Raw genomic sequence first — 21,864 nt, 5'->3', positions numbered from 1 at the left:
GCGAAGGCCCTGGCTCGGAGGCGCCTCCACCCGGACAGACGTTCCGACGGCATCGAGGTTGCAGGTCGGAAGAATCTTTTCCACGACGAGTCCGCGGCGGCCCTACATGTCGAGGACGATGTCCGTTCCCGGCCGGGCGCAGCAGATGAGGACCTCACCGGCCGCCGGTGGTTCGAGCGGCTCGGGGGAGTAGGTGATCCTGCCGGACAGCAGGGGCGTCACGCAGGTGTGGCAGACGCCGGTGCGGCAGCTCCAGCGGGTGGGGACGTCGCAGGCGTCGGCGAGTTCGAGCACACTGCGCCCGCCGTCGCCGAACGGGACGGTGAGACCGCTGCGCGCGAAGGTCACCGTCGGGCCGGTGCCGGGCGGCCCCGGCGGCTGGTGGGGTGCTCGGGCGGGCCGCCCGGTGACTCCGGGGTTGATGGCGGCCAGGGCCCCGAACAACTCGGTGTGGATGTGCGCCGGATCGACGCCCACCTCGGTGAGGGCCTGCCGTATGTCGGCCATGAAGGGGGCGGGGCCGCACACGTAGGCGGTCGCGTCGGCGGGGACGGACAGCGCGATCAGCCTGTCCTTGGTGAGGCGGCCCGGGGAGGCGTGGGCGCGTTGGCGTTCCTCGGGTGTGGCCGCGCTGTAGAAGACGCACTCGTGCGCGTGCGGCAGCGAGACGAGCAGGTCATGTGCCTCGGCCGCGAGGGGGTGTTCGCGGGGGCCGCGGGCGCCGTGGATCCACCAGACCTCACGTTCGCTCTTCCGGGCGGCGAGCGTGTGCAGCATGGACAGCACCGGAGTCAGGCCGATACCGGCGGAGACCAGGAGCACCGGCCCGCTGCCTTCGGCGTACACGAACTCACCACGGGGCGCGGCGACTTGGAGGTCCGCACCGGGCCGCAACCGCGTGGTCAGACAGCCGCTCACCGTCCCGTGCGGTGCGTGTTCGACGCTGATCCGGTAGCTGCCGGCGTCGGGCGCGGCGGAGAGCGAGTAGCTGCGCACGGGGGCCGGGCCGGTCGCGGTGGGGCCGCGCAGGGTCAGGTACTGGCCCGCGCGGGCGGGCGGGAGCGGGGAGCCGTCGGGGTCGGCCAGCCGGATCGAGGTGACCGTCGTGCTCTCGACGGTCACGTCCGTCACCCGCAGCGGGCGGAAACCGTCCCAGGCCGGGCGGGCGGCGGGCTCCGAACCGGCGGCGAGCAGATCCCGGAACGACCCCTGCCAACCGGGGCTCAACGCGGGCACGTTCAGGGCGAGCCGCAGCTTGGCGGGGTCGCGGCCGGGGAGGTGGAGCAGCGCGTCCGTGTCGGCCACGCTCAGCGCGCCCGGACCCGTCCTGGTCCGTACGATCCGGTCGCCCGCCCGCACCCGCCCCTCGCGGAGGACGCGCATGTAGAAGCCGGGACGGTGATGGCTCACCAGCAGCGCGGCCAGCTCGGGCTCGCCGAAGCGCATACCGACCCGGTAGCAGGTGACGCGCGGCTGGGTGACCTCGAACTCGGCCTCGCCGATGCGGTACCGGTCACCGATGCACACCTCGTCGTCGAGCAGGCCGTCCACGGTGAAGTTCTCGCCGAACTGCCCGTAATCGAGGTCGTCGCGGCCGAAGTGTCGCCGCCAGTGCCGGTAGGACTGGATCTGGTAGACGAGCACGGCCCGCTGCTCACCGCCGTGACCGGCGGTGTCGCCCTGGCCGTCGCCGTCGATGTTGAGCCGACGGACCATGGCCGGCCCCTGTACCGGGTATTTCCACACCCCGGTGCGGACGGTCCTGCCCTCCCACGGAACGTCCTTCGGCATCCCGACATTCACCGACAGCAGGGTGGGCACGGGGAACTCCTTCCCGCGGGGACGACCGGCACGGTCGCACCCGGGACGGCAGTCGTCCCTTCCCATACTGAGGGTGCGGTCGCCGCCGTGCGAGACCGCACCCTCAGTACATGCAGTACATGCTCTAGTTCGGTGCCGTGATCCGGAGCCTGATCGTGCGGGCTTCCGGGCGCAGCGCGAACGCCGGCCACACGTCCGGGCCGCAGGCCCGTGAGCCGAGGCCGTGCTGCGCGGCGTCGACGGTCAGGTGGCTCGACGTCGAAACCGGCAGTTCGAACGGGTGTCCGGACCGGGCGATCTCCTGCGGGGTGTGACGGCTCAGCGTGAAGCCGGGACGGCGGCCCCGTGCGTCGGGGAGCGCCTCGACGCGCAGCGCCTCGGTGTCGCCGCTCGTCAGCGCGAGGCGGCGCACCGCGGATCGGTGTCCCGTCTCCTGGGGCCGCGCGTACTCGACCGAGAGGTCACGGATGCCGGCGGCGAACCGGCCGGTGCGGGCCGCGCGCAGGCTGTCGGGGTAGGACTCCAGCGGGCCCAGGCCGAACCACTCGGCGCTGTCGACGGGAGTCGTACCGTCGGGCAGTTCGAAACGCATCCCGATCCGCGGCCACACCGTCTTCCAGCCGTGCGAGGGCTGGATCTCCACCCGCAGTTCCACCTCGCCGTCGCTCTCCCGCGACCAGACCGACTCCACCAGCACCGACAGCCCCGAGTCGGCGGCCGAGACCTTGTCGATCGTGCGCAGCGCGTCCTCGGTCTGCTCCACGGACACCCGTCGCGAGGTCAGTCGGTCGAGACCGTCACGCAGCCACAGCTCGGCGTTGGACACCCCCGAGACGCTCGCGTCGCTCTCCTCGACCTCGCCCCACGCCCCCTTGTCGTTGTCCGTCGGCGCACGGAACAGCTCCAACCGGGGCCCCGCCACGGCCCGTTCGCCGAGGCGCACGAGCGACCCGCCGACGAACTCGGCGATGCCGAGCGTGAGGGTTCCGTCGCCGGGGCGCCAGCCGGTCCGGGGTCGGACAGCGGGCACCGGACGGCGAACCGACAGGTCCAGCTGGGCAGTTGCCACCACATGACCCTCGGGCGCCCATGCCGTGTCCCGCGCCAGCTCCGCGTCGATCGTCAGCCAGGTCTCGGCGTCCGGCGCCACCGCGACCGTCGGCAGCGACACCCACCCCGAGTCGCCCGCCCCGACCCGCGGGACCTCCAACTCCCCTGAATCCACCGGCACTCCGTCGTGCTCGACCCGCCAGCGGAACCGCAGGTCGGACGTGTCGGCCGTGTGCCGCAGATTCGTGATCGCGACCTTCTCGCCGTCGAACGCGAAGTCCACCGGCGCCACCACGGCCTTGAACTCGTACAGGCTGGGCGTCGGGCTGCCGTCGCTCAACACCATGCCGTCCATCACGAAGTTGCCGTCGTGGATGACCTCCCCGAAGTCACCGCCGTACGCGTAGTACGGCGTCCCGTCCGGGGCCGTGGCCAGGATGCCGTGGTCGCGCCACTCCCAGACGAAACCGCCGTGCAGACGCGGGTGTTCGTGCACCAGCGCCTCGTACTGGTCGAACGCGCCCGGCCCGTTGCCCATCGCGTGCGCGTACTCGCACAGCAGGAACGGCTTGGTGCGCTGCCTGGCGCCTTGAGAGGGCGTGCAGTTGAGCAGCGGGGCGCGCGAGCCGTCGACGCCGATCTGCTCGGTCTCCAGCACGGACGCGTACATCCGGGAGTAGACGTCGGTGTACTCGCCGGTGTAGTCGCCCTCGTAGTGCACCGGGCGTTCGGCGTCGCGGGCGTGGACCCACGCCGACATCGCGGCGAGATTGCTGCCGGTGCCCGCCTCGTTGCCGAGCGACCAGATCACGATGCTGGGGTGGTTCTTGTCCCGCTCGACGGTGCGCTCGATCCGGTCGAGGTACGCCTCGCGCCAGGCCGGGTCGTCACTGGGGTTGCCGGTCCAGCCGACCTTGTCGAAGCCGTGCGTCTCCAGGTCGCATTCCAGGATCACCCAGAACCCGAGCTCGTCGGCGAGGTCCAGCAGCCGGGGATGCGGCGGGTAGTGGCTGGTGCGGATCGCGTTCACGTTGAACCGCTTCATCAGCGCCAGGTCCTCGCGGGCGTGCGCCTCGTCGAAGACCCGGCCGCGCTCCGGATGGGTCTCGTGCCGGTTCACCCCGTGGAACACGACCCGGCGGCCATTCACCAGGAACTGGTCCCCGCGGATCTCGACCGTACGGAAGCCCACGCGCAGGGTGACGGTCTCCGCGGCCGTCGACACGGTGACGTCGTAGAGGCGCGGCTGCTCGGCGGACCACGGCTCCACGACGGCGATGTCGACGGGCGTCACATCGGTCGGCGCCGTCCAGACCCGCTCCACGCCCAGTTCGGGGATGCGCAGGGTGACCGGGAACGCCGTCGCGTCGGCGGTGATCTCCGCCTCGACCCGGCCGCGCCCGTCGTCGAAGCCGGTCCGCAGCCAGACGTCCTCGATACCCCCGGCCGGCCGGGCGACCAGGGTGACATCGCGGAAGATGCCCGGCAGCCACCACTGGTCCTGGTCCTCGACATAACTGGCCGCCGACCACTGGTGCACCCGCACCGCGACCACGTTCTCACCGGGCCGCACCGCGGACGTCACATCGAACTCGTGGGCCAGCCGACTGCCGCTCGCGCCGCCGATCTCCACCCCGTTGACCCACACCCGGAACAGCGACTCGACACCGTCGAAGCGCAGCACGACCCGCTCGGCGTCCGACCAGTCGGCGGGCACGTCGAAGGTACGGCGGTAGTCGCCGGTCGGGTTCTCGTCCGGGACGTACGGCGGGTCGATCGGGAACGGGAACTGGATGTTGGTGTAGATCGGGCGGCCGTACGCGCCATCACCCTCCAGCACCCAGTGCGCGGGCACGGGGATGCTGTCCCAGCCGTCGGCGTCGAAGCCCTCGGCCGCGAAGTCCTCCGCCGCCGACGCGATGGGGGACAGGCGGAAACGCCAGGACCCGTTCAGGGAGAGGGACTTCGCGTCGGAGTGCAGCCACGAGCGCGCCGGGCGCAGGGCACCACGGCCGGGTGCGAGGTCGGAAACACGGGGGGAGAACTCGGGGAGCAAGAGGTCACAACGCTTTCATGAGAGCAGAACGGGGCGTATTGCATTCGATCATGGCGGTCTACCGGAGCACGACGGTGTGGATCTCCCAGGGACCGAGGTCGAGTTCGAGCACGTCGGTGACCGGGGTGCGGGAGAGCGGCCGGCCCAGCAGATCGACGGTCGTGGCCTCGCTGAAGGTCCCCGTCACGCGGACCGTGGACGCAGTGTCGCTCATCGCGGTCAACCGCACCTCGGTGCCGGTGACTTGGGCGTCGTCGCCGCCGACACGGCGAACGGCCGACACGAGGACGTCCTTCCCGTCGACCCGCAACCCGGCCCGGTCCGGCGGCAGTTGACCCCCGGCGGGCCCGGTGCCACGAGTCACCAGGACGTCGCCCCGGAACTCCTCGGCGAGCGCCACCGCATGCGCACCACGCCAACCGGACGCCGAGGGCACCACGGCGAACCGGTTCTCGATCCGCATCCCGAGGTCCTGCGCACCGGGTACGGGGATCTCGCTAGCCGCCGGTTCGTCGCGGAGGGGGTGGATGTTGACGCTGATGGAGCCGATCGCGCGCAGCAGGGTGATGGCCAATTCGGCGCCGTGGCCGACGAGTTCGTACTCGCTGGAGTGGTCGAGCAGGACGGTGGCCGCGCTCGCCGACACGAACGAACCGGCCGGGAAGGTCGGCAGCGGATACTCGCCCCAGCCGCCCTCGGCGGTCAACCCGCGCTCGGTGACGGCGAATTGCCCGGCCGAGGCGGACGTGGTCACCGGCTCGGGCAGCGGTACATGGAAGCGCAGCCGGTGATCGGCGGACTGGTTCAGGAAGGACGTGGAGACCCGCACGAACGGCTCGCCCGCACGTACTTCCACCAGCATCTCCACCGGCGTCGGCACGACCTGGTCACCACGCACATCGCGGTCGGCGGAGAGCGCGGCGGGCCACTCGTAGACCCGCGTGACGCTCAACCGCGTGCGCAGCGGGCCGGTTTCGAGCACCTCGACGGTGATCTCCGTGGGCTCCGAGACGAGGACGTCCTGCGCCGGGGGAGCGTAGTTGTAGCTGTCGCCCCGGTCACCGCCGTCGACCAGGCGCCCGACGCCGTACAGCACGGTGCCGTCCTGCCCGGTGATGTCCAGGGTGCCGTCGGCGGCGACCGTGACCTCGACCAACCCGTTCGTGAGCGTGCGGTCGGTCGCCGTGGCGGGGAGAGACGCGGTCGAAGCGGTGGTTTCGCTCGGAGCGACCCGGAAGCTCGCCAGCCCGGAGGCCGGAACGTCCACGGGTACGAGTGCGGTGGCCCGGGCCTCCTCCAGTGTCAGCACCCGCCACTCACCCGGATGCGCCGCGGCTGCCTCCGCGACCTCGCGGCGCAGGATCAGCAGGTCGAAGGGTCCGCTCGTCGGCACCTCGGCGAGGTGGAACACCAGCTCACCGGCGGTGAGTTCGTAGTGGTCGATCAGCCGGCCGAACAGTTCGCGGCGGTGGATACGGCGCAGCACGCGCTCCAACTGCGAGGCGTCCATGCGCTCGTCGCTGAGGACGGTCGGCGCCTCGGAGATCAGCTGTACGGGGGCCGTCGAACCGTCGGCGGCGGTAGCGATGAGCACGGTCCCCTCGGGTGGGGCCACGACATCCACCTCGACCAGCGCCGTACGGTCGAACGGCAGCGGGTTGGCGACCAGGTGGCCGTCGCTCGGCACCAGCGCGGCGGGCTCGGCGAGCGCCGCGTCCCGTACGGCACGGGCCGCCTGGGTGGCTTCGGCGAGGCGGGCGGCGACCTGGTCGCAGGTCTCGTCGGTGCCGGAGCCGACGACCGAGTCGTGCGCGGTCGACTCGATGATCTTGTGCCAGGCGAGGCGCAGGAACGGCGAGTCGTCGCGCCGGGACCACAGCCCGTTCATGCGCTCGGCATGGTCGATCGTCCGCTCGGCGAGCGCCATCCGCTGCTTGAGCCCGAGCCGCACCGACAGCACGCCCGGGAGGATGTTGCCGCGCACATGGCTGCGCAGCTCACCCGTGACAACCGCGGTCACCTCGTCACGGACGTGCTTGCGGAGGTACTCGTCGAGCGTGGCGACGGTGATGGGGCGCCCCTCGCCGGAGGCCCGCCGCAGCCAGGACGCCAGTTGGGGGTCGGGCGCGTTGTGGTCGGTGCCGGCCATCGCCAACACCGGGTCGCCGCCCCACCGTTCGGCCGTCATCTCCGCGTAGTCGCCCAGGGCGCGGCCGATCTGCTCGGGGACGAGGAGTACGTCGAGGCCGTTGTCGTAGCCGTCGAAGAGGAACTCGGTGCGGACCTGGGAGCCGTCCGGCGCACGCCAGTTGAAGGCGTGGCCGTCGACGGAGCCGGGCACCCCGCGCCACAGCGCCGCGTGCTCGATGCCGGCCCGGGCCAGGATCTGCGGCATCTGCGCGATGTGGCCGAACATGTCGGGGAGATAGCCGACGGGCATCGCGCCGCCCAGTTCCCCGGCCGCCGCCCATCCCATCTGGAGGTTGCGGACGATGGTCTCGCCGGAGCAGAGGAACTCGTCGAGCAGGATCAGCCAGGGCCCGATGGCGAGCCGGCCCTCGCGGACCAGGGCGACGACCCGGTCGCGGTTCTCCGGCCGCATCTCCAAGTAGTCCTCGATCGCGGCCAGTTGACCGTCGACGGTGAACCGGGACTCCGGGTCCGTCTCCGCCGTCTCCAGCACGGTGTCGAGGGCGGCGACGAGCCGGTGCCGGAACACCTGGAAGGGCTCGTACCACTCCCGGTCCCAGTGGAAATGGGGCACGAAGACAGCGGAGTCGCTCATGACGGGTGGCACCTTCTGTGCGGGGGCGGTCACTTGAGGGAACCGGCGGCGAGTCCGGTGCGCCAGAACCGCTGGAGCAGGATGAACAGGATGATCACCGGCACGATCGACACCAACGAGCCCGTGATGACGGACTCTTGGAGGAGCGGGGCGCGGGCGGTCTGGCCGTTCCACTCGTAGAGGCCGAGCGTGATCGGGAAGAGGGACTCCTTCTGCAGCATCACCATCGGCAGGAAGAAGTTGTTCCAGATGGCGACGAACTGGAACAGGAAGATCGTCACCAGCGACGGCGTCATCAGCTTGAACGCCACCGAGAAGAACGTGCGGAACTCACCGGCGCCGTCGAGCCGCGCCGACTCCAACAGCTCTTGCGGAACAGCCGCGTTGGCGAAGATCCGGGCGAGATAGACACCGAACGGACTGACGATGCTCGGCAGGAACACCGCGAAGTACGTGTTGACGATCCCGGTCGCCGAGAACAGCAGGAACAGCGGGAGCGCGAGCGCGGTGGTGGGGACGAGGACGCCGCCGAGGATGACGGAGAACAGGAACTCCCGCCCACGGAACTGGAACTTGGCCAGCGCGTAGCCGCACAGCGCGGAGATCAGCGTTCCCACGGCCGCGCCGAACACCGCGTAGATCACGGTGTTGACGATCCACTTGCCGAAGATGCCGTCGCTGCGGGTGAACAGGACCCGCACGTTCTCGAACAGGTTGAAGTGCGAGAACGTCAGGCCGTTGGTGGCGGCGAGGTCGCCCTGCGGCTTGGTGGCCGCGACGATCAGGAAGTAGATCGGCAGCAGGAAGTAGAGCGCCAGGAGGAGCATCAGGGCCATGGCGGCCGTACGGCTGACCTGGCTCTCACGGCTCACGGTTTGCTTGCTCACAGGCCGGCCCTCTTCGAGGTCAGTCGCATGAACCCGAAGCTCAGGACGAAGGTGATGACGGCGATGACCACCGAAATGGCCGCGGCCTGCTGGTAGTTGTTCCCGGAGGCCACCGCGTAGGCGAGCATGTTGGGCGTGAACGTGCTGGAGATGTTCGAGGAGATCTGCCGCAGCACGGCCGGCTCGGCGTAGAGCTGGAGTGTGCCGATGATCGAGAACACCGTGGTGAGGATGATCGACGGGGCGATGATCGGGACCTTGATCTGCCACGCGATGGTCCAGTTGCCGGCGCCGTCCAACTTGGCGGCCTCGTACAGCTCCTGCGGGATCGACTGCAGCGCCGAGAACATGATCAGCATGTTGTAGCCGGTCCACAGCCACGTCGAGATGTTCGCCGCCGACCACAGCACCGCGCCCGGCCCGAGGAAGTCGGGATGGAGCCCGATGCCGTTCAACAGGTCGACTACGGGGCTCAGTTGAGGTGAGTAGAGGTACGACCACATGATCGCGGCGATGACACCGGGTACCGCGTACGGCATGAACGCGGTGATGCGGAACACCGACTTCAGCCGCAGCAGCGGAGTGTCGAGGAGGAGCGCGATCACCAGGGCGACGAACAGCATCACCGGCACCTGCACGATGCCGAAGAGTCCGATGCGGCCGACGCTGGACCAGAACTCGTGGTTCTGGAAGACCTTCGTGTACTGCTCGAAACCCCCGAACGTCGTGTACGAGGTGCCGTACTGCCCGCCCGTGCGGCGCACGACGCGGACGCTCTGCCAGAGCGCGTAGCCGACCGGCACCAGGTAGAAGAGCACGAACGGGAGGAAGAAGGGGATCACGAACGCGAAGATGGTGCCCGCCCGGGGGCCGCCACCGTTGAGACGGCGGCGGCCCCCGGGTGACGCCACCCGACGCGTCGCGCGGGTCGCGATGTCGGTCATCGTGCGGTCACTTGCCCGCCGCTGCCGGGATCGCCTGATCCTTCATCGACTTGAGCGCGGCTGCCTGTGCCGTCGCCAGGGCGTCGGAGAGCGTGCCGCTCCCGGCCGCCGCCTTGGCCATCGCGTCCTGCAGCGCCAGGTTCACCGTCTTCTGGGTCGGGCCCCAGGCGAAAGTGGTGTTGATCTTCTTGGACGAGTCGGCGAAGACGTCGAAGATCTTCTCGTTGTTGTAGTACGGAACTCCCTTGGACAGCGCGGGGAGTTGGAGCCCCGCGTTGGCCGCCGGGTACAGGCCGCCGAGCTGGTTCTCCAGCGCGAGCGCCTCCGGGTCGGTGTTGAGCCAGGTGTTGAACTTGACCGACTCGTAGAGGTGCTTGCTCCCCTTCATGAACGCGACGGTCGAACCGCCCCAGTCACCGGAGGCACCGTCCGAACCCCACGTCGGCATCGGGACGATCGTCCACTTCCCGGCCTGCTTGGGGAGGTTGTCGCGGAACATGCTGTAGCCCCAGGCGGCGCCGACGTAGCTGGCGATCTGGTCCTTCTGGTACGCCGCGTACATCTGCGTCGAACCGTTGGCGAGGTCGGTGCGCACGAGCTTGCCGGCGATCAGTTTCTGCCAGTAGTCGGCGACCTGCCTGCTCTGGTCCGAGGCGACCGTGACCTGCCACTTGTTGCCGGAGTAGCTGTACATCTGGGCGTTGTTCTGCCAGAGCAGCCCGTTGAACCACTCGGCGTTGTTCGGGTCGAAGAACGTGATGTCGAGCTTCGGGTCCGCCTTGTGCAACTTGGCTGCGGCAGCCGCGTACTCGTCCCAGGTGGTGGGGATCGCGATGTCGTACTTCTTGAAGATGTCGCTCCGCACATAGAGGGCCATCGGGCCGGTGTCCTGCGGCATGGCGAAGACGCCGGTGTCGCCGAAGCTGGCCTGCGACCAGGTCCACGGCACGAACTTCGACTTGGCCGCGGTGGCCGCCGAGCAGGCCGACGCGTCCACGAACGCGCTCTGCGTGCGGAGGTTGGGGAGTTCGTCGTAGCCGACCTGGGAGAGGTCGGGGGCCTTGCCCGCCTTGAGGGCGTTGCTGAGGATGCCGTACTGGTCGTTGGAGATGTTCTTCGTCTCGACCTGGATGTTCGGGTTCTTCTTGTTCCACAGGGCGACCACCTTGTCCATGCCCGGAACGGTGTTCCAGTACTGGAGAGTGACCTTGCCCTTCGCGGGGGCGCAGGAGGTCGCGGATGTCTTGGCCGACGTCGTGGATGACGAGCATCCGGCGAGTACGGAGACACTGGCGGCCACGGCGACGACGGCGAGGCGGAAGCGAGTGATTCTGCTGCTCATAGTTTCCGTTCCAGACAACGACTAGCGGCGGTGCTAGGCGGCTCGGTGCTGATCCCCCGGGAGGGATTCCTGCTGGAGTGGGTACACCATTTTGTTGCGGTACGAGGTCTCCGTGAGCGCTCCCGTGAGCGCTCACGGGACTCTCTGTGCGAAACCTGTTTCAAGTGTGTTGCGAATGTTCGGAAGTTTGCGCTTCGGCGCGGGGGAGTGTCAAGACATTCGGACCGGATGCGGTCCCGTGCGGATCAGGCGGAGCCGCTCAGCCGCAGTTCGGCCCGTACGACCAGCTCGTCGGCCGCCAGCGCTTCGGCGCCCGACAGCAGCCGCGCGATCTGCTCGATGGCGAGGGCGCCGAGCCCGCGCGTGTCGAGGGCGACGCTGCTGAGCGGGGGCTCGACCAGTGCGCCGAGCTGCAGGCCGTCGAAGCCGATGACCGCCAGCTCGTGCGGGACGTTCCGGCCCAGCCGGCGGGCCTCCCGCAGGGCGCCGATCGCGATGATGTCGTTGAACGTGAAGACCGCGGTGACGTCGGGGTGGGCGGCGAGCATGGCCCGGAGCGCCTCCCCGCCGCCGTCGGCGGTCTGGTCCGCGCCGACCACCAGGCCCGGGTCGATCCCGTGTGCGGTCGCGGCCGTCGTGAACCACGCGTGCCGGATGCTCGGTTCGGCGCGGGTGTGGTGGTCGAGCATCCCGATCCGGGTGTGCCCCCGCGCGACCAGATGCGCGACCGCCGCGTGCACGCCCTCCGAGCCGTCGATCGTGATCGCGCTGAACCGTGTCCGCTGCTCCCGGCCGATGAGCACCACCGGCATGCCACGCGTGAACTTCTCCAACTCGCTCTCGGGGCAGCTGAAGTAGCCGATGACCGCGTCCACTTGGGAGCTGATCACCTGGAGCGTGCCGAGTTCCTCCTCCGCCCGGTCCCCGGTGTCGTAGACGACGACCTGCCAGCCACGGGAGCGGGCCGCCTCCAGCGCGGCGGCGGCGACCTCGGTGAAGAACGGGTTGAGCAGGTCGGGGATGACCAGCCCGATCGTCATCGTGTCCTGGCGGACCAGACCCCGGGCGAACCGGCTCGGGCGGTACCCGAGCGCGCGAGCGGCGTCGAGCACCCGCTGCTTGGTGTCGACGTCGATCTCGTCCTTGTCGTTGAGTGCTCGTGACACGGTCTGCCGGGAAACCCCGGCCGACTTGGCGACGTCGTTGATCGTGATTTTCCGGGGCTCGGTCCCCGCTGTTGATGGCAGCACCATCGCCCACCTCCCGCTTCTCGCGAACGCCGGTGCGCGCGCAAGGCCCGAGTATGCACGTAGCGGGGCGGCCGGACGAAGCGACGACCGTCGGCGGGAGGCGGCGGGGCGCTCCGCGACCAGGGCGGCGGGCAGCGGAAACGGGGTGACTGCGGGACGGGCGCGCGCCGCCACGAGGCGTCATACCGAGCCCGCGTGACTGCCGGACAGGCGCGTCGCTCTGGGCCGTCGTACCCGCCGGACGTGCCGCTACGGGACCGTCGCAACGACTCCCGCGTCCCGGACGGCCGTGCCGCGACGGGGTCGTCCGACCAACCGGCGTCGGCCCTGTCGCTACGGAACCGCCGCCCCGACCGGCGGCGCGGGCACGGCCGGCACGCTGGTCGGGTCGTCGAGGAGGGTGTCGCGGCAGGTCGGGGGCGGCCGGTCGAAGAGACGGCCTTCGGCCGGAGGTGCGCGGCGCGGGTGTCGGGGTGCTCCGTGGCCGTGGTGGCGGGCGGCGGGGGAGGGGTCGCCGCCGTATGGTCGCGGGGTTGTGGGGATGTCAGGGTGACCGGGGTCCGGGGGAGGGCGGGAGCGCTGGTGGGGTCGTCGAGGAGGGTGTCGCGGCAGGTCGGGGGCGGCCGGGTGAAGAGACGGCCATTGGCCGGAGGCGCGCGGCGCGGGTGTCGGGGCGCTCCGCGAGCAGTGGGGACGGCCCCGTTACCGGACGGCGGCAGCGCTACGGGGACGTCACCCCGACCGGGGGCGCCGGCACGGCCGGAACGCTGGTCGGGTCGTCGAGGAGGGCGTCGCGGCAGGTCTGGAACGCGCCGCGCAGCGTCGCCTCCGTGCCGAGGACGCCGAAGGTGATGTCCGGCTGGGTGTCCGGCGCGAGGGCGCGGCGTCCGGCCAGGCGGGCGTCCAGGCCGGGCTGCAACCACTTGGCCCAGGTCGCGAGGTAGCCGCCGAGGATGATCTCGCCTACGTCGGTGACACCGCAGACGCCGAGGACGGCCGCGCCCAGGGCGTGTCCGGCGGCGCCGAGCGCGGCGGTCGCGGCCGGGTCGCCCGCGCGCAGCCGGCGGTCCAGTTCGGCGAGCGCGGCCTCGCCCCCCTGCGACTCGGCGACGGTGTCCAACCCGGCCGCGTGGATGAGGGGTTCGGGCCCGATGTACATCGCGAGGCAACCCCGGGTGCCGCACCGGCATGCGGGACCGTCGAGGGCGATCGGCAGATGCCCGATCTCGCCCGCCATGCCGTGACTCCCGCTGTGCACACGGCCGTTGACGAGCAGCCCGCCGCCGACTCCGGTGTCTGCCTTGATGTAGGCGACGGTTTCCGGGTGTCGTACGCCGGCGGCCGCGAGGGCGTGGTACTCGGCCAGGGCCGCCATGTTGGCGTCGTTGACCACAGCAACCGGGCAGTCGATACCGGGGAGTTGGTCGACCACCAGGGCGCGCAGGTCGGTGCTGTGCCAGCCGAAGTCGATGGCCGCGGCCACCAGTTGGCCGGGTCCGACGACCGGTCCGGCCATGGCGACGGTGAGTTGGGCGACATGGGCGTCCGGTGAGGCGTCCCGGACCGCGGCCCCGGCCGCCCGAGCGGCACATCCGATGACCGCGGCCAGGGCGCGCGGATCGCCGTACGGCGCGTGGTGCGCCGCCGACTCGCGGTGCAGGACACGGCCGCGGAAGTCGGCGGCCATGACGTGCACGGACTCCAGGGTCACCTGCGCGGCGAGGATGACCACCCGCTCGGGCACCAGTCGCAGCAGCCGCCGGGGCCGGCCCCGGCCGCCGGACGGAACCGAGCCCGCCTCACGGACCAGACCGCGGTCGATGAGTTCCGCGACGAGCGCCGTGACCGAGGCGTGCACAAGCCCGGTCCCGGCGGCGACCTCGGTTCGGGCGCAGGGGCCGTGGGTGTCGAGGTACCGCAGTACCAGGGCCAGATTGCGGCGTCGTACGTCGGTCGAGTCGGCGGGGGCGTTCACATGCACGATTGTGCCTCCGGCGCTGTGTGATCCGGTCAGGGTGTCCAAGATATATTTTTTCGAGTCTTGAAATAAATAAATGGGCGAGTCCATACTCCCGACACCGGCAACGAAGCCGGTCCGTCCCCGTGGAGGCGTCCTTGTCCGCTTCGACCTCTTCCGCCCCCGCCACTGCCAAAACGGACGACACCCTGGGCCGCTCCCAGGTCAACGTCCTGATGTGGTCGATGGGTGCGGGATTCGCCGCTCTCTACACCGCCTACGCCGGTCTCGTCGTCGTTCTGCTTCCCACCCAGATCCAGAACCTCGACGCCGCCGCGAAGGAATCGAACCTCGCTCTCGTGACGATGACCTCGTCCATCGTCACGCTCTTCGCCCAGCCGATCATCGGCGCCGTCTCCGACCGCACCCGGGGCCGCCTCGGCCGCCGCACCCCCTGGATGCTGTTCGGCGCCGTCGGCGCGGTCCTCACCCTGCTCGCCATCTCCCACGCCACCACCCTGCTCTGGCTCACCCTGCTGTGGGTCGCCGTCCAGGTACTGCTGAACGTGGTCCAGGCCCCGCTCACCGCCGTCATGGCCGACCGGGTGGCCCCTCGCCGGTTCGGCATCGTCTCCGCCTTCGTGGGCCTCGGCTCGAACCTCGGCGCCACCCTCGGCGTGATCCTCGCCGCCCGCTACGCCGGCCGCCTCGGCCTCGGCTACGGCGTCATCGCGGCGGTCGTCCTCGTGACCGTGCTCGCCTTCGTCCTGCTCAACCGCGACCGCACCCGCCCCGAGCCCCCGGAGCCCTTCTCCTGGCGGGAGTTCCTCACCGGCTTCTGGGTCTCGCCGCGCCAACACCCCGACTTCGCCTGGGCGTTCGTGGCCCGCATGACCTTCATCCTCGGCTACTGGGGCGTCGCCACCTACCAGCGCTACGCCCTCCAGGACTACGTCGGCCTGGACGGCGACGCGGTGGACAGCGCCCAGCAGCTGATGTCGGTGCTCGCCCTCGTCGGTACGCTCGCCGGTGCCGTCCCGGCCGCGAAGATCTCCGACCGCACCGGCCGCCGCAAGATCTTCGTGATCGGCGCGTCGGTCCTGCTCGCCCTCTCCATGGCCATCCCGCTGCTCAGCCCCACCCTGCCCGCGATGTACGCCTACGCGCTGGTCAGCGGCATGGGGTTCGGCACGTACATGTCGCTGGACATGGCCCTGATGACCGAGGTCCTGCCCAAGGGCTCGGCGGCCGGCAAGGACCTCGGCATCCTCAACATCGCCACCAACGTCCCCCAGGCCCTCGGCCCGATCATCGCCTCCGTACTCATCACCTCTTTCGCGGCAGGCAGCGACAAACTGCCGGGCTACCGCGTCCTGTTCGTCTTCGCCATGGCCGTCGTACTGATCAGCGCGCTCGCCATCCGGCCCATCAAGAGCGTCAAGTAGCGAGCCAGGCACGAAACTTCGACCGTCACCTGTAACTGCCCACCTCCACAAGGAAGTCGCTCCGTGCCCCAGTCCGTGATCGCCGCCACGTCCCAGGGACCCGTCCTCGGGACGTGGCGGCACACCACCGCCCGCTTCCTCGGCATCCCCTACGCCAAGCCCCCGGTCGGCGACCTCCGCTTCGCCGCCCCCGTCCCGCCCGAGCCGTGGACCGATCCACTCGACGCCACCCGGTACGGGCCCACCGCGCAACGCCGCCCCTTCATCCTCGACGGCCCCACCACCATCCCCGAACCCTCGGTACCGGGCGACGGCGTCCTCAACCTCAACGTCTTCACCCCGGACCCGCACTCGGGCGCCGGTCTGCCGGTCCTCGTCTGGATCCACGGCGGCGGCTACGTCGCCGGATCCGCCGCCAGCCCCTGGTACGACGGCTCGGCCTTCGCCCGCGACGGAGTCGTCCTCGTGTCGATCGGCTACCGGCTCGGCATCGAGGGCTTCCTCCACCTCGACGACGCCCCCGACAACCGCGGTGTGCTCGACTGGATCGCCGCACTGACCTGGGTACGCGACAACATCGACGCGTTCGGCGGCGACCCCGCGAAGGTCACCGTCGCCGGACAGTCGGCCGGCGGCGGCGCCGCACAGACCCTGATGGCCACTCCCTCAGCACACGGCCTCTTCCGCGCCGCGATCTCCCAGTCCGGCGCGGTCAGGTCCCCGCAACACCGACGCGACGCACTCGCCGACTCGGCCCGCCTGACGGAACGCACGGGTGTCCCCGCCCTGGCGTCCGCGCTCCGCGACCTGACGGTCGACGAACTGCTCGCGCTCCAGGACGCCTTGGCCACTCCGGAGGCCGGGCTGACGCTGGCGCCCTTTGCCGACGGGGAGTTGATCCCCGTCCCCGTGCCCGAGGCCTTCGCCGACGGCAGCGCCGCTCCCGTCCCGCTGTTGCTCGGCTTCACCCAGCGGGAGTTCAACCCGCCGGTCGGGGCCGGCTCGGCAGAGACCCCCGCACCGATCGAGGCCGTACAGGCGGTGCTGGCCGCAAACGGGTTGGCACCGGAGGCCGTGACCGCCTACGTCACGCTCCACCACGACGACGACCCGGCACAACGCGTGGGCCAGGCCCTCACCGACGCCATCTTCCGGGGCCCTTCACTCGCCCTCGCCGAGGCCCGCGCACATCACGAACTCCCCACCTGGCTCTACCACTTCACCTATGGAAGCGCCGCCCACTGCGTGGAGATCCCCTTCGCGTTCGACCTCCTCGACGCCGAGCGCGTCACGGCCGCGACGGGCCCGCATCCACCCCAGTCCCTCGCCGACGCGATGCACGGCGCCTGGGTCGCCTTCGTCCGCGACCTCGACCCGGGCCCCGAGTGGCCCCGCTATACCAACAAGCGCCGTACCACGATGACTTGGAACACCACCCCGCACACGCTGGACGACCCGCTGAGCGCGGAGCGCCGCATCTGGACGGGATCACCGGCCACTCCTTGAACCGGCTGGACCTCTGCTGTCGGGTCGGCAGCAGAGGTCCGTTGCGAAGGTGCAGGTCGCCCCTATGCTGCGGAGGGGCGACGGGAGACCACGTATGCACAAGCCCGGCATGAGGGCGTCGGTCGGAGGGATGCTGGGCGTGCTCGTGACGCTGACTCTGGCGGCGGGATGCGCGCATCAGAACCCGGCGCCGGTGAAGGAACCTTCCGGGAGTGCCGCCACCTCACCGGAATCCACGGTCTACACCTCCAAGTTGCAGAAGAGCGACCTCCCTTGGAGCGGCAGTCCAAGCCCGTACGACGCCGAGGCGAAACTCGGTGACGGCCGCCGCGTGGCCCTGCACTACCTCCGGGGCAAGGGGCTCGTCGAGCAGCACTACAGCCCCCGCGCGAAGGCCTGGACCGAGCCGACGGTCATCTACCGCACCACGACCGACGCCTGCCAGGGCATCCACCTGCGCACCAAGAACGGAACCGTCGCGGCGATCGCCGACTTCGGCACCTACTGCTACGACGGCGAGCCCCCGAGCGAGTCCCTCGCGGCCGTCGTCACCGGCGACCTGACCGACTGGAGCATCAACGTCACGAAGAACTTCGACGGTTGGGAACGGGCCTCGGTCTCCGACGACGGGCAACGGGTCGTCTTCGGAAGAGGCTCCACTCTCCGCTGGAGCCGGGCCGACGGGTTCGAGCGTCGGTGAGCTCTTTCGGCGGTGCTTCACATGAGTCGGGCGGCGAGCTTCTTCCGGGCGGCGACAGCCTTCTCCCGTACGTAGGCGTCGGGGTCGTGGGCGAGGAGGTCCAGTACGGGCAAGGTCGCCGGTTCGGGGGCGGGGAACCGGCTCAGGGTGATGGCGACCCATGCCCGTACGTCGGTGCTGTCGTCCTCGGCGAGGCGGTGGATGGCCGGCAGGGTGCTGGGCCGGCCTGCGAAACCGAGGGTGCTCAGGGCGCTCACTCGCACCCGGGAGCTGGGGTCCGCGAGCAGGGCCGTCAGCAGATCGACGGCCCGCGCTGAGGTCTCCGTGTGACTGCCGATGGCTCCTGTCGTCATACGGCGGACGCGGTCGTCGGGATCCTGGGCGGCGTCGGCCAGGATGTCGAGGTCGTCCGGTTCGGGAACGTAGCCGAGCAACCACAGCGCTGTCCTGCGCAGGCCGGGGTCGGGGCCCGTGACCCACGGCAGGACGATGCTCCGCGCGTAGGCGCGGTCCTGGCGGGCGATTTCGGTCACTGTCGCCGTCAGGGAGTCCTGGTCGTCCCCCAGATCGTGCGCGAAGGCATGCAGCAGCTCGGGCAGGGCGCTGGAGCCGGCCGTCGCGGCCAGGATGCCGCTGAGCACGTGGCGTCCGTACCCGTCCCCGGCCTCCACGGCACCGGCGAGGTGCTCCCGCAGGCGGGGGACCAGGCCCGTGTCCCGGGCGGTCAGCAGCTCGCTTTCCAGGGCTGCGATCCGGTCGAAGTCGCAGTCGGGGTCGGCCAGTTCGACGGCCAGGGAGTCGAGCCGTTCGGCGGTGTCGCTCATGAGGTGGTCCTCCAGCGCGGGGCGTCGATCTCGGGTTCGTCGGGACTGGCGAAGTGGAACGGCACGCCGAACCGCTCGGCCAGGGCACGGCCGACCGTCTCCGCTTCTCGTGCCTCGGGCCATGGCGGGACTACGCCGTTGAACAGCCGCAGGTCACCACCGTGCCGGACGGTGGCGACCCGGTACTCGGCGAGCGGGACGTCCGTGTGCGCCACGAGGTCCACGCACCAGCCCTCGCTGTCGCCGTCCCACAGCGCCTCGATGGCCACCGTCCGGCCGGGCAACGCCTCGACCTGCTCCGTGAGCGTCGTGAGGTCCAGGGGCGGGGTCGGGCCGCGCTCGAAACTCCGGCCCAACTCCCGGTAGCGCTCCGCCACCACGTCCAGCGTCTCGTACAGCCCCGGTCTGGCGTCGGCCGGGAACGCCTCACGCACCCGGGCGACTGCCGCGAGCCGGTGGTCGCGCTGGATCAGAGCGTCCACGGCGGAACGCTCGGCGGCCGACAGCGCGGCCCATATCGGGGAGTCCATGACCGTATTCAATCCGCACCGGCCACCCCACTCGACATCCGCCCCAACTGCCCCTCCGCAGAAAGGGCTTGCCGCCGTCCCCCCGAGGCTGGCACGATCGCCTCCTCCATCACTCCGGACAACGGAGGGTGGCCGTCGAGGAGGTCCGGTGTCCAAGCGGTGGCTGTTTCTGTCGGCGGCCGCGGTACTCATCGTCGTGTCGCTTGCCCTGGTGCTGCTGCCCGGTGGCAAGAGCGGCGAGGACGTGAAGACCGAGGCGGGACACGCGGCCACCGGATCCGCGGTGAACTCCCCGTCCGCGACCGGTACTTCGACTGCCTCCGCCTCTCCGTCCGCGCGCGCGACCGGCGCGTCCAAGAAGCCGTCGGCGACACCGTCCGCCCGTCCGACCGCCACCTCGGCCTCGCCGGCGGCCACGAAGTCCCGTCAACAGGCCGCCGGTACCGCCTCGTTGGCGGGCCGCATCCGGCCCGGCGTCACCTACAGCGGTGTCGCCACCTTCTACGACGCGGACGGCGGCGGCGCCTGTCTGTACGACCCGAGCGACGACGTCCTGACCGGCGCGATGAACACCACCGACTACGAGTCGTCCAAGGCGTGCGGGGCGTATGTGCTCGTCCGCGCGGCCGGCGGCGCCACGGTCACCGTCCGGATCACCAACGAGTGCCCGGGGGACTGCGCACCGGGGCAGATCGACCTCAGCGCGCAGGCCTTCGCCAAAATCGCCAGCCCTTCGGCCGGACGGATCCCGATCACCTGGAGCCTGGTGAGCCCCAGCACCTCCGACACGATCTCGATCCGCTACAAGACCGGGTCCAGCCGCTACTGGTGCGGTATCCAGGCGATCGGCCACCGCAATCCGCTGGCCCGCCTGGAGGTCCTCGCGGGCGGCACCTGGCGTCAACTGCCGCGCGCCAGTTACAACTACTTCCTCTCCGAGAGCGGCAGCGGCTGCGGCGGCGCGATCAGGCTCACCGACATCTACGGCGAGCAACTCACCGTCCCCGCACTCGCGGTGCGCCCCGACGTCGTACAGGCCACGCGCCTCCAGTTCGCCAAGCACTGAATCAGCGCTCTCGCACTCTGGCGGCGCTGAAACCGAGCGAGGCGGTGAACAGGGCCTGAACCGCGGCGATCACGGCGGCCAGGTCCCACAACCATTCGGGAGTGGCGGGCGGCGGGCCGGCGCTGACGCTGAATCTGCCCCGGGGATCGACCGTGACGATGAGACGGTCACCGACGGCGAGATGCCCCGCGCCGATGACACCGAGCCGCCGGTGGTGAGCGGCGTCCGCCAGAACCGCCTCCGTTCCGGCGTCGTACACGCCGGCGCTGGGCCGCAGGTCCGTCACGACCGCCCGGACGGCCCGGCCACGCTCGTGCAGCGCCTGCTCCTTCAGCGCCATCCAGCACACCAGCATGGTCGCGGCGACGCAGGCGGCCACCGCGGTCTCCCGTACCGGGATCCCCCGGATGTCGTCGCCCCGAATGTCGTACAGGACGAACCCCAGCCCGCCCAGAGCACCGGCCAGCACGAGTGCGCCGAAGCCCAGGACCATCGGGTTCCGCCATCCGACGGGCGTCAGCGACGCGCCGTAGACGAGGCCGAAGGCAATACCCGTCAGCGCCGCGCTCACCGGCACCGCGAGCGCCGTCCACAGCAGCCGCACGGCCCGTCTCCGCCCGGTGGCGCTCACCGGTCGTCGGTGTTCGGAGGACCCGGCAGCAGGCGGAGCGCCTCCAGCAGCGCCAACTCCTCCGGCGTGTAGGTGTGTTGGTCCCCGACCGAGGAGGAGGCCCAGTCCGCGATGACCCGGCGGAACCGCCCGCTGCGGTCCTCGATGACAGGGGCCGGGGGAATCTCGGCGAGCAGACGGGCCACTCCATTGCGGAGGACCCGAGGGTGTTCGAACCCGGATGTCGGCTCGTCGACCCGGCACGCGGGCAGCCCGGTCAGTTCCGTCAGGTGGTCCTCCGCTCCGGGCGGGTGCGGGCCGGTCAGCAGCAGCCCGCCGGCGGTCGCCCGCCGGGCGGCCTCCGGCGGCGCGTCACGCAGCACCCGCGCCACGAGGTCCACCACCGGCTGGTAGGCAGGGGCTACGACGGCACGCAGTTCGGTCGGCGGCAGGACGGCGTCGACCGGCTGCCGTGGTCCGGGGCTGTCGTCGGTGATCAGTGATCCGTGGACGGACATGGGGACGGGCACCTTCGGCGACGGCGCGAACGCGCCGCCGTGGACGACGGCGGACCACGCCGTCTCCAGGCCGAGTTCGAGGCCGTGACCGTCGCGCACATGCGCGATGACGGCGTCGGCCAGGCCGCGCACGCCACCGGTTGCCAGACCGCTCGCGACCACCTCACGCCCGGCGACGAGCGCGACGGAGGTGTGCACCGCGTCCTGGTGCACCACGACACACGCGGGCGGCTCCGGGTCCGCGCCGAGCAGGGCGGCCACCGTCTCGTCCACCACGGTGACCACCGCCGCCGGCCACTGCTCCCGGACGGTGTCCACGGCCGGCTGCACCCCGGGGTGCGCGTCGGCTCCGGGTGCGACGAGAACCACCGACCCGATCGGCGGCCACAGTTGGGACGCCTTCGGCACACCGACCGCCAGCAGCTCCGCCGCGAGCGAGACGTCCGAGTCCGGGCCCGGATTCCAGGCCAGCTCCAACAGCACGTGCGTGTACGGGGAGTTGTGCCCCGTCCGCTGTATGCGTATCTCTTCCAGGGCCCACCAGAGCACGCCGCCACCCCCGCACCGTTGTCC

General features: G+C 70.8%; 16 protein-coding genes. 4 read left to right on the top strand and 12 right to left on the bottom strand.

What is annotated here, in order from left to right; all coding sequences use genetic code 11:
• Nucleotides 1-102: 102 nt before the first annotated feature.
• The 8 genes from ACIBJH_RS39260 to ACIBJH_RS39225 all read right to left on the bottom strand — a co-directional run bounded on the left by ACIBJH_RS39260 (nt 103) and on the right by ACIBJH_RS39225 (nt 14,110).
• Entirely contained in the window at nt 103-1,821 is a 1,719-nt protein-coding gene (locus ACIBJH_RS39260; RefSeq protein WP_399121716.1) for an MOSC domain-containing protein, read from the bottom strand.
• A 124-nt stretch (nt 1,822-1,945) separates the two neighbouring features.
• The gene (locus tag ACIBJH_RS39255) at nt 1,946-4,927 is read right to left on the bottom strand and encodes a glycoside hydrolase family 2 TIM barrel-domain containing protein (RefSeq protein WP_399121715.1); all 2,982 of its coding nucleotides are present in this window, start codon (nt 4,925-4,927) and stop codon (nt 1,946-1,948) included.
• A gap of 58 nt (nt 4,928-4,985) precedes the next feature.
• The gene (locus ACIBJH_RS39250; protein ID WP_399121714.1) at nt 4,986-7,712 is read right to left on the bottom strand and encodes an alpha-mannosidase; all 2,727 of its coding nucleotides are present in this window, start codon (nt 7,710-7,712) and stop codon (nt 4,986-4,988) included.
• A 29-nt stretch (nt 7,713-7,741) separates the two neighbouring features.
• The gene (locus tag ACIBJH_RS39245; RefSeq protein WP_399121743.1) at nt 7,742-8,548 is read right to left on the bottom strand and encodes a carbohydrate ABC transporter permease; all 807 of its coding nucleotides are present in this window, start codon (nt 8,546-8,548) and stop codon (nt 7,742-7,744) included.
• A 47-nt stretch (nt 8,549-8,595) separates the two neighbouring features.
• Nucleotides 8,596-9,543 (bottom strand): carbohydrate ABC transporter permease, encoded by a 948-nt coding sequence (locus tag ACIBJH_RS39240; protein ID WP_399121713.1) that lies wholly within the window; start codon nt 9,541-9,543, stop codon nt 8,596-8,598.
• A 7-nt stretch (nt 9,544-9,550) separates the two neighbouring features.
• Nucleotides 9,551-10,885: an ABC transporter substrate-binding protein gene (locus ACIBJH_RS39235; RefSeq protein WP_399121712.1), complete on the bottom strand. Its 1,335-nt coding sequence runs from the start codon at nt 10,883-10,885 to the stop codon at nt 9,551-9,553.
• A gap of 245 nt (nt 10,886-11,130) precedes the next feature.
• The gene (locus tag ACIBJH_RS39230; protein ID WP_399121711.1) at nt 11,131-12,138 is read right to left on the bottom strand and encodes a LacI family DNA-binding transcriptional regulator; all 1,008 of its coding nucleotides are present in this window, start codon (nt 12,136-12,138) and stop codon (nt 11,131-11,133) included.
• Between the two features lie 718 nt (nt 12,139-12,856).
• Complete coding sequence (locus ACIBJH_RS39225) at nt 12,857-14,110, bottom strand: ROK family protein (protein ID WP_399121710.1); 1,254 nt, start codon at nt 14,108-14,110, stop codon at nt 12,857-12,859.
• 140 nt (nt 14,111-14,250) lie between these two features.
• Between ACIBJH_RS39225 and ACIBJH_RS39220 the strand changes: the two genes are divergently transcribed.
• From ACIBJH_RS39220 to ACIBJH_RS39210, 3 genes are all read left to right on the top strand, one after another.
• Complete coding sequence (locus ACIBJH_RS39220; protein WP_399121709.1) at nt 14,251-15,537, top strand: MFS transporter; 1,287 nt, start codon at nt 14,251-14,253, stop codon at nt 15,535-15,537.
• Between the two features lie 63 nt (nt 15,538-15,600).
• Nucleotides 15,601-17,043 (top strand): carboxylesterase/lipase family protein, encoded by a 1,443-nt coding sequence (locus ACIBJH_RS39215; RefSeq protein ID WP_399121708.1) that lies wholly within the window; start codon nt 15,601-15,603, stop codon nt 17,041-17,043.
• Nucleotides 17,044-17,137: 94 nt separating this feature from the next.
• Entirely contained in the window at nt 17,138-17,743 is a 606-nt protein-coding gene (locus ACIBJH_RS39210; RefSeq protein WP_399121707.1) for a hypothetical protein, read from the top strand.
• Nucleotides 17,744-17,760: 17 nt separating this feature from the next.
• Here the strand turns inward: ACIBJH_RS39210 and ACIBJH_RS39205 are convergent, their stop codons facing one another.
• Nucleotides 17,761-18,567: a HEAT repeat domain-containing protein gene (locus ACIBJH_RS39205; RefSeq protein WP_399121706.1), complete on the bottom strand. Its 807-nt coding sequence runs from the start codon at nt 18,565-18,567 to the stop codon at nt 17,761-17,763.
• Nucleotides 18,564-19,097 carry a hypothetical protein gene (locus ACIBJH_RS39200; protein ID WP_399121705.1) on the bottom strand — a complete coding sequence of 178 codons (534 nt, stop codon included), beginning with the start codon at nt 19,095-19,097 and terminating at the stop codon, nt 18,564-18,566. Before ACIBJH_RS39200 ends, ACIBJH_RS39205 begins: the two co-directional genes overlap by 4 nt.
• Nucleotides 19,098-19,245: 148 nt before the next feature.
• Between ACIBJH_RS39200 and ACIBJH_RS39195 the strand changes: the two genes are divergently transcribed.
• Entirely contained in the window at nt 19,246-20,163 is a 918-nt protein-coding gene (locus ACIBJH_RS39195; protein ID WP_399121704.1) for an expansin EXLX1 family cellulose-binding protein, read from the top strand.
• A gap of 1 nt (nt 20,164) precedes the next feature.
• On the opposite strand, the gene ACIBJH_RS39190 is transcribed toward ACIBJH_RS39195, so the two are convergent.
• Both ACIBJH_RS39190 and ACIBJH_RS39185 read right to left on the bottom strand, forming a co-directional pair.
• Entirely contained in the window at nt 20,165-20,794 is a 630-nt protein-coding gene (locus tag ACIBJH_RS39190; RefSeq protein WP_399121703.1) for a hypothetical protein, read from the bottom strand.
• Nucleotides 20,791-21,840, bottom strand: a complete 1,050-nt coding sequence (locus ACIBJH_RS39185; RefSeq protein WP_399121702.1) for a rod shape-determining protein — start codon at nt 21,838-21,840, stop codon at nt 20,791-20,793. The genes ACIBJH_RS39190 and ACIBJH_RS39185 overlap by 4 nt, the downstream gene beginning before the upstream one ends.
• Between the last annotated feature and the right edge of the window lie 24 nt (nt 21,841-21,864).

It is taken from the genome of Streptomyces sp. NPDC050548, assembly GCF_044457385.1.
Classification (GTDB): domain Bacteria; phylum Actinomycetota; class Actinomycetes; order Streptomycetales; family Streptomycetaceae; genus Streptomyces.
The sequence above is the reverse complement of the archived record's forward strand: the minus strand, read 5'-3'. Positions and strand labels throughout refer to the sequence as shown.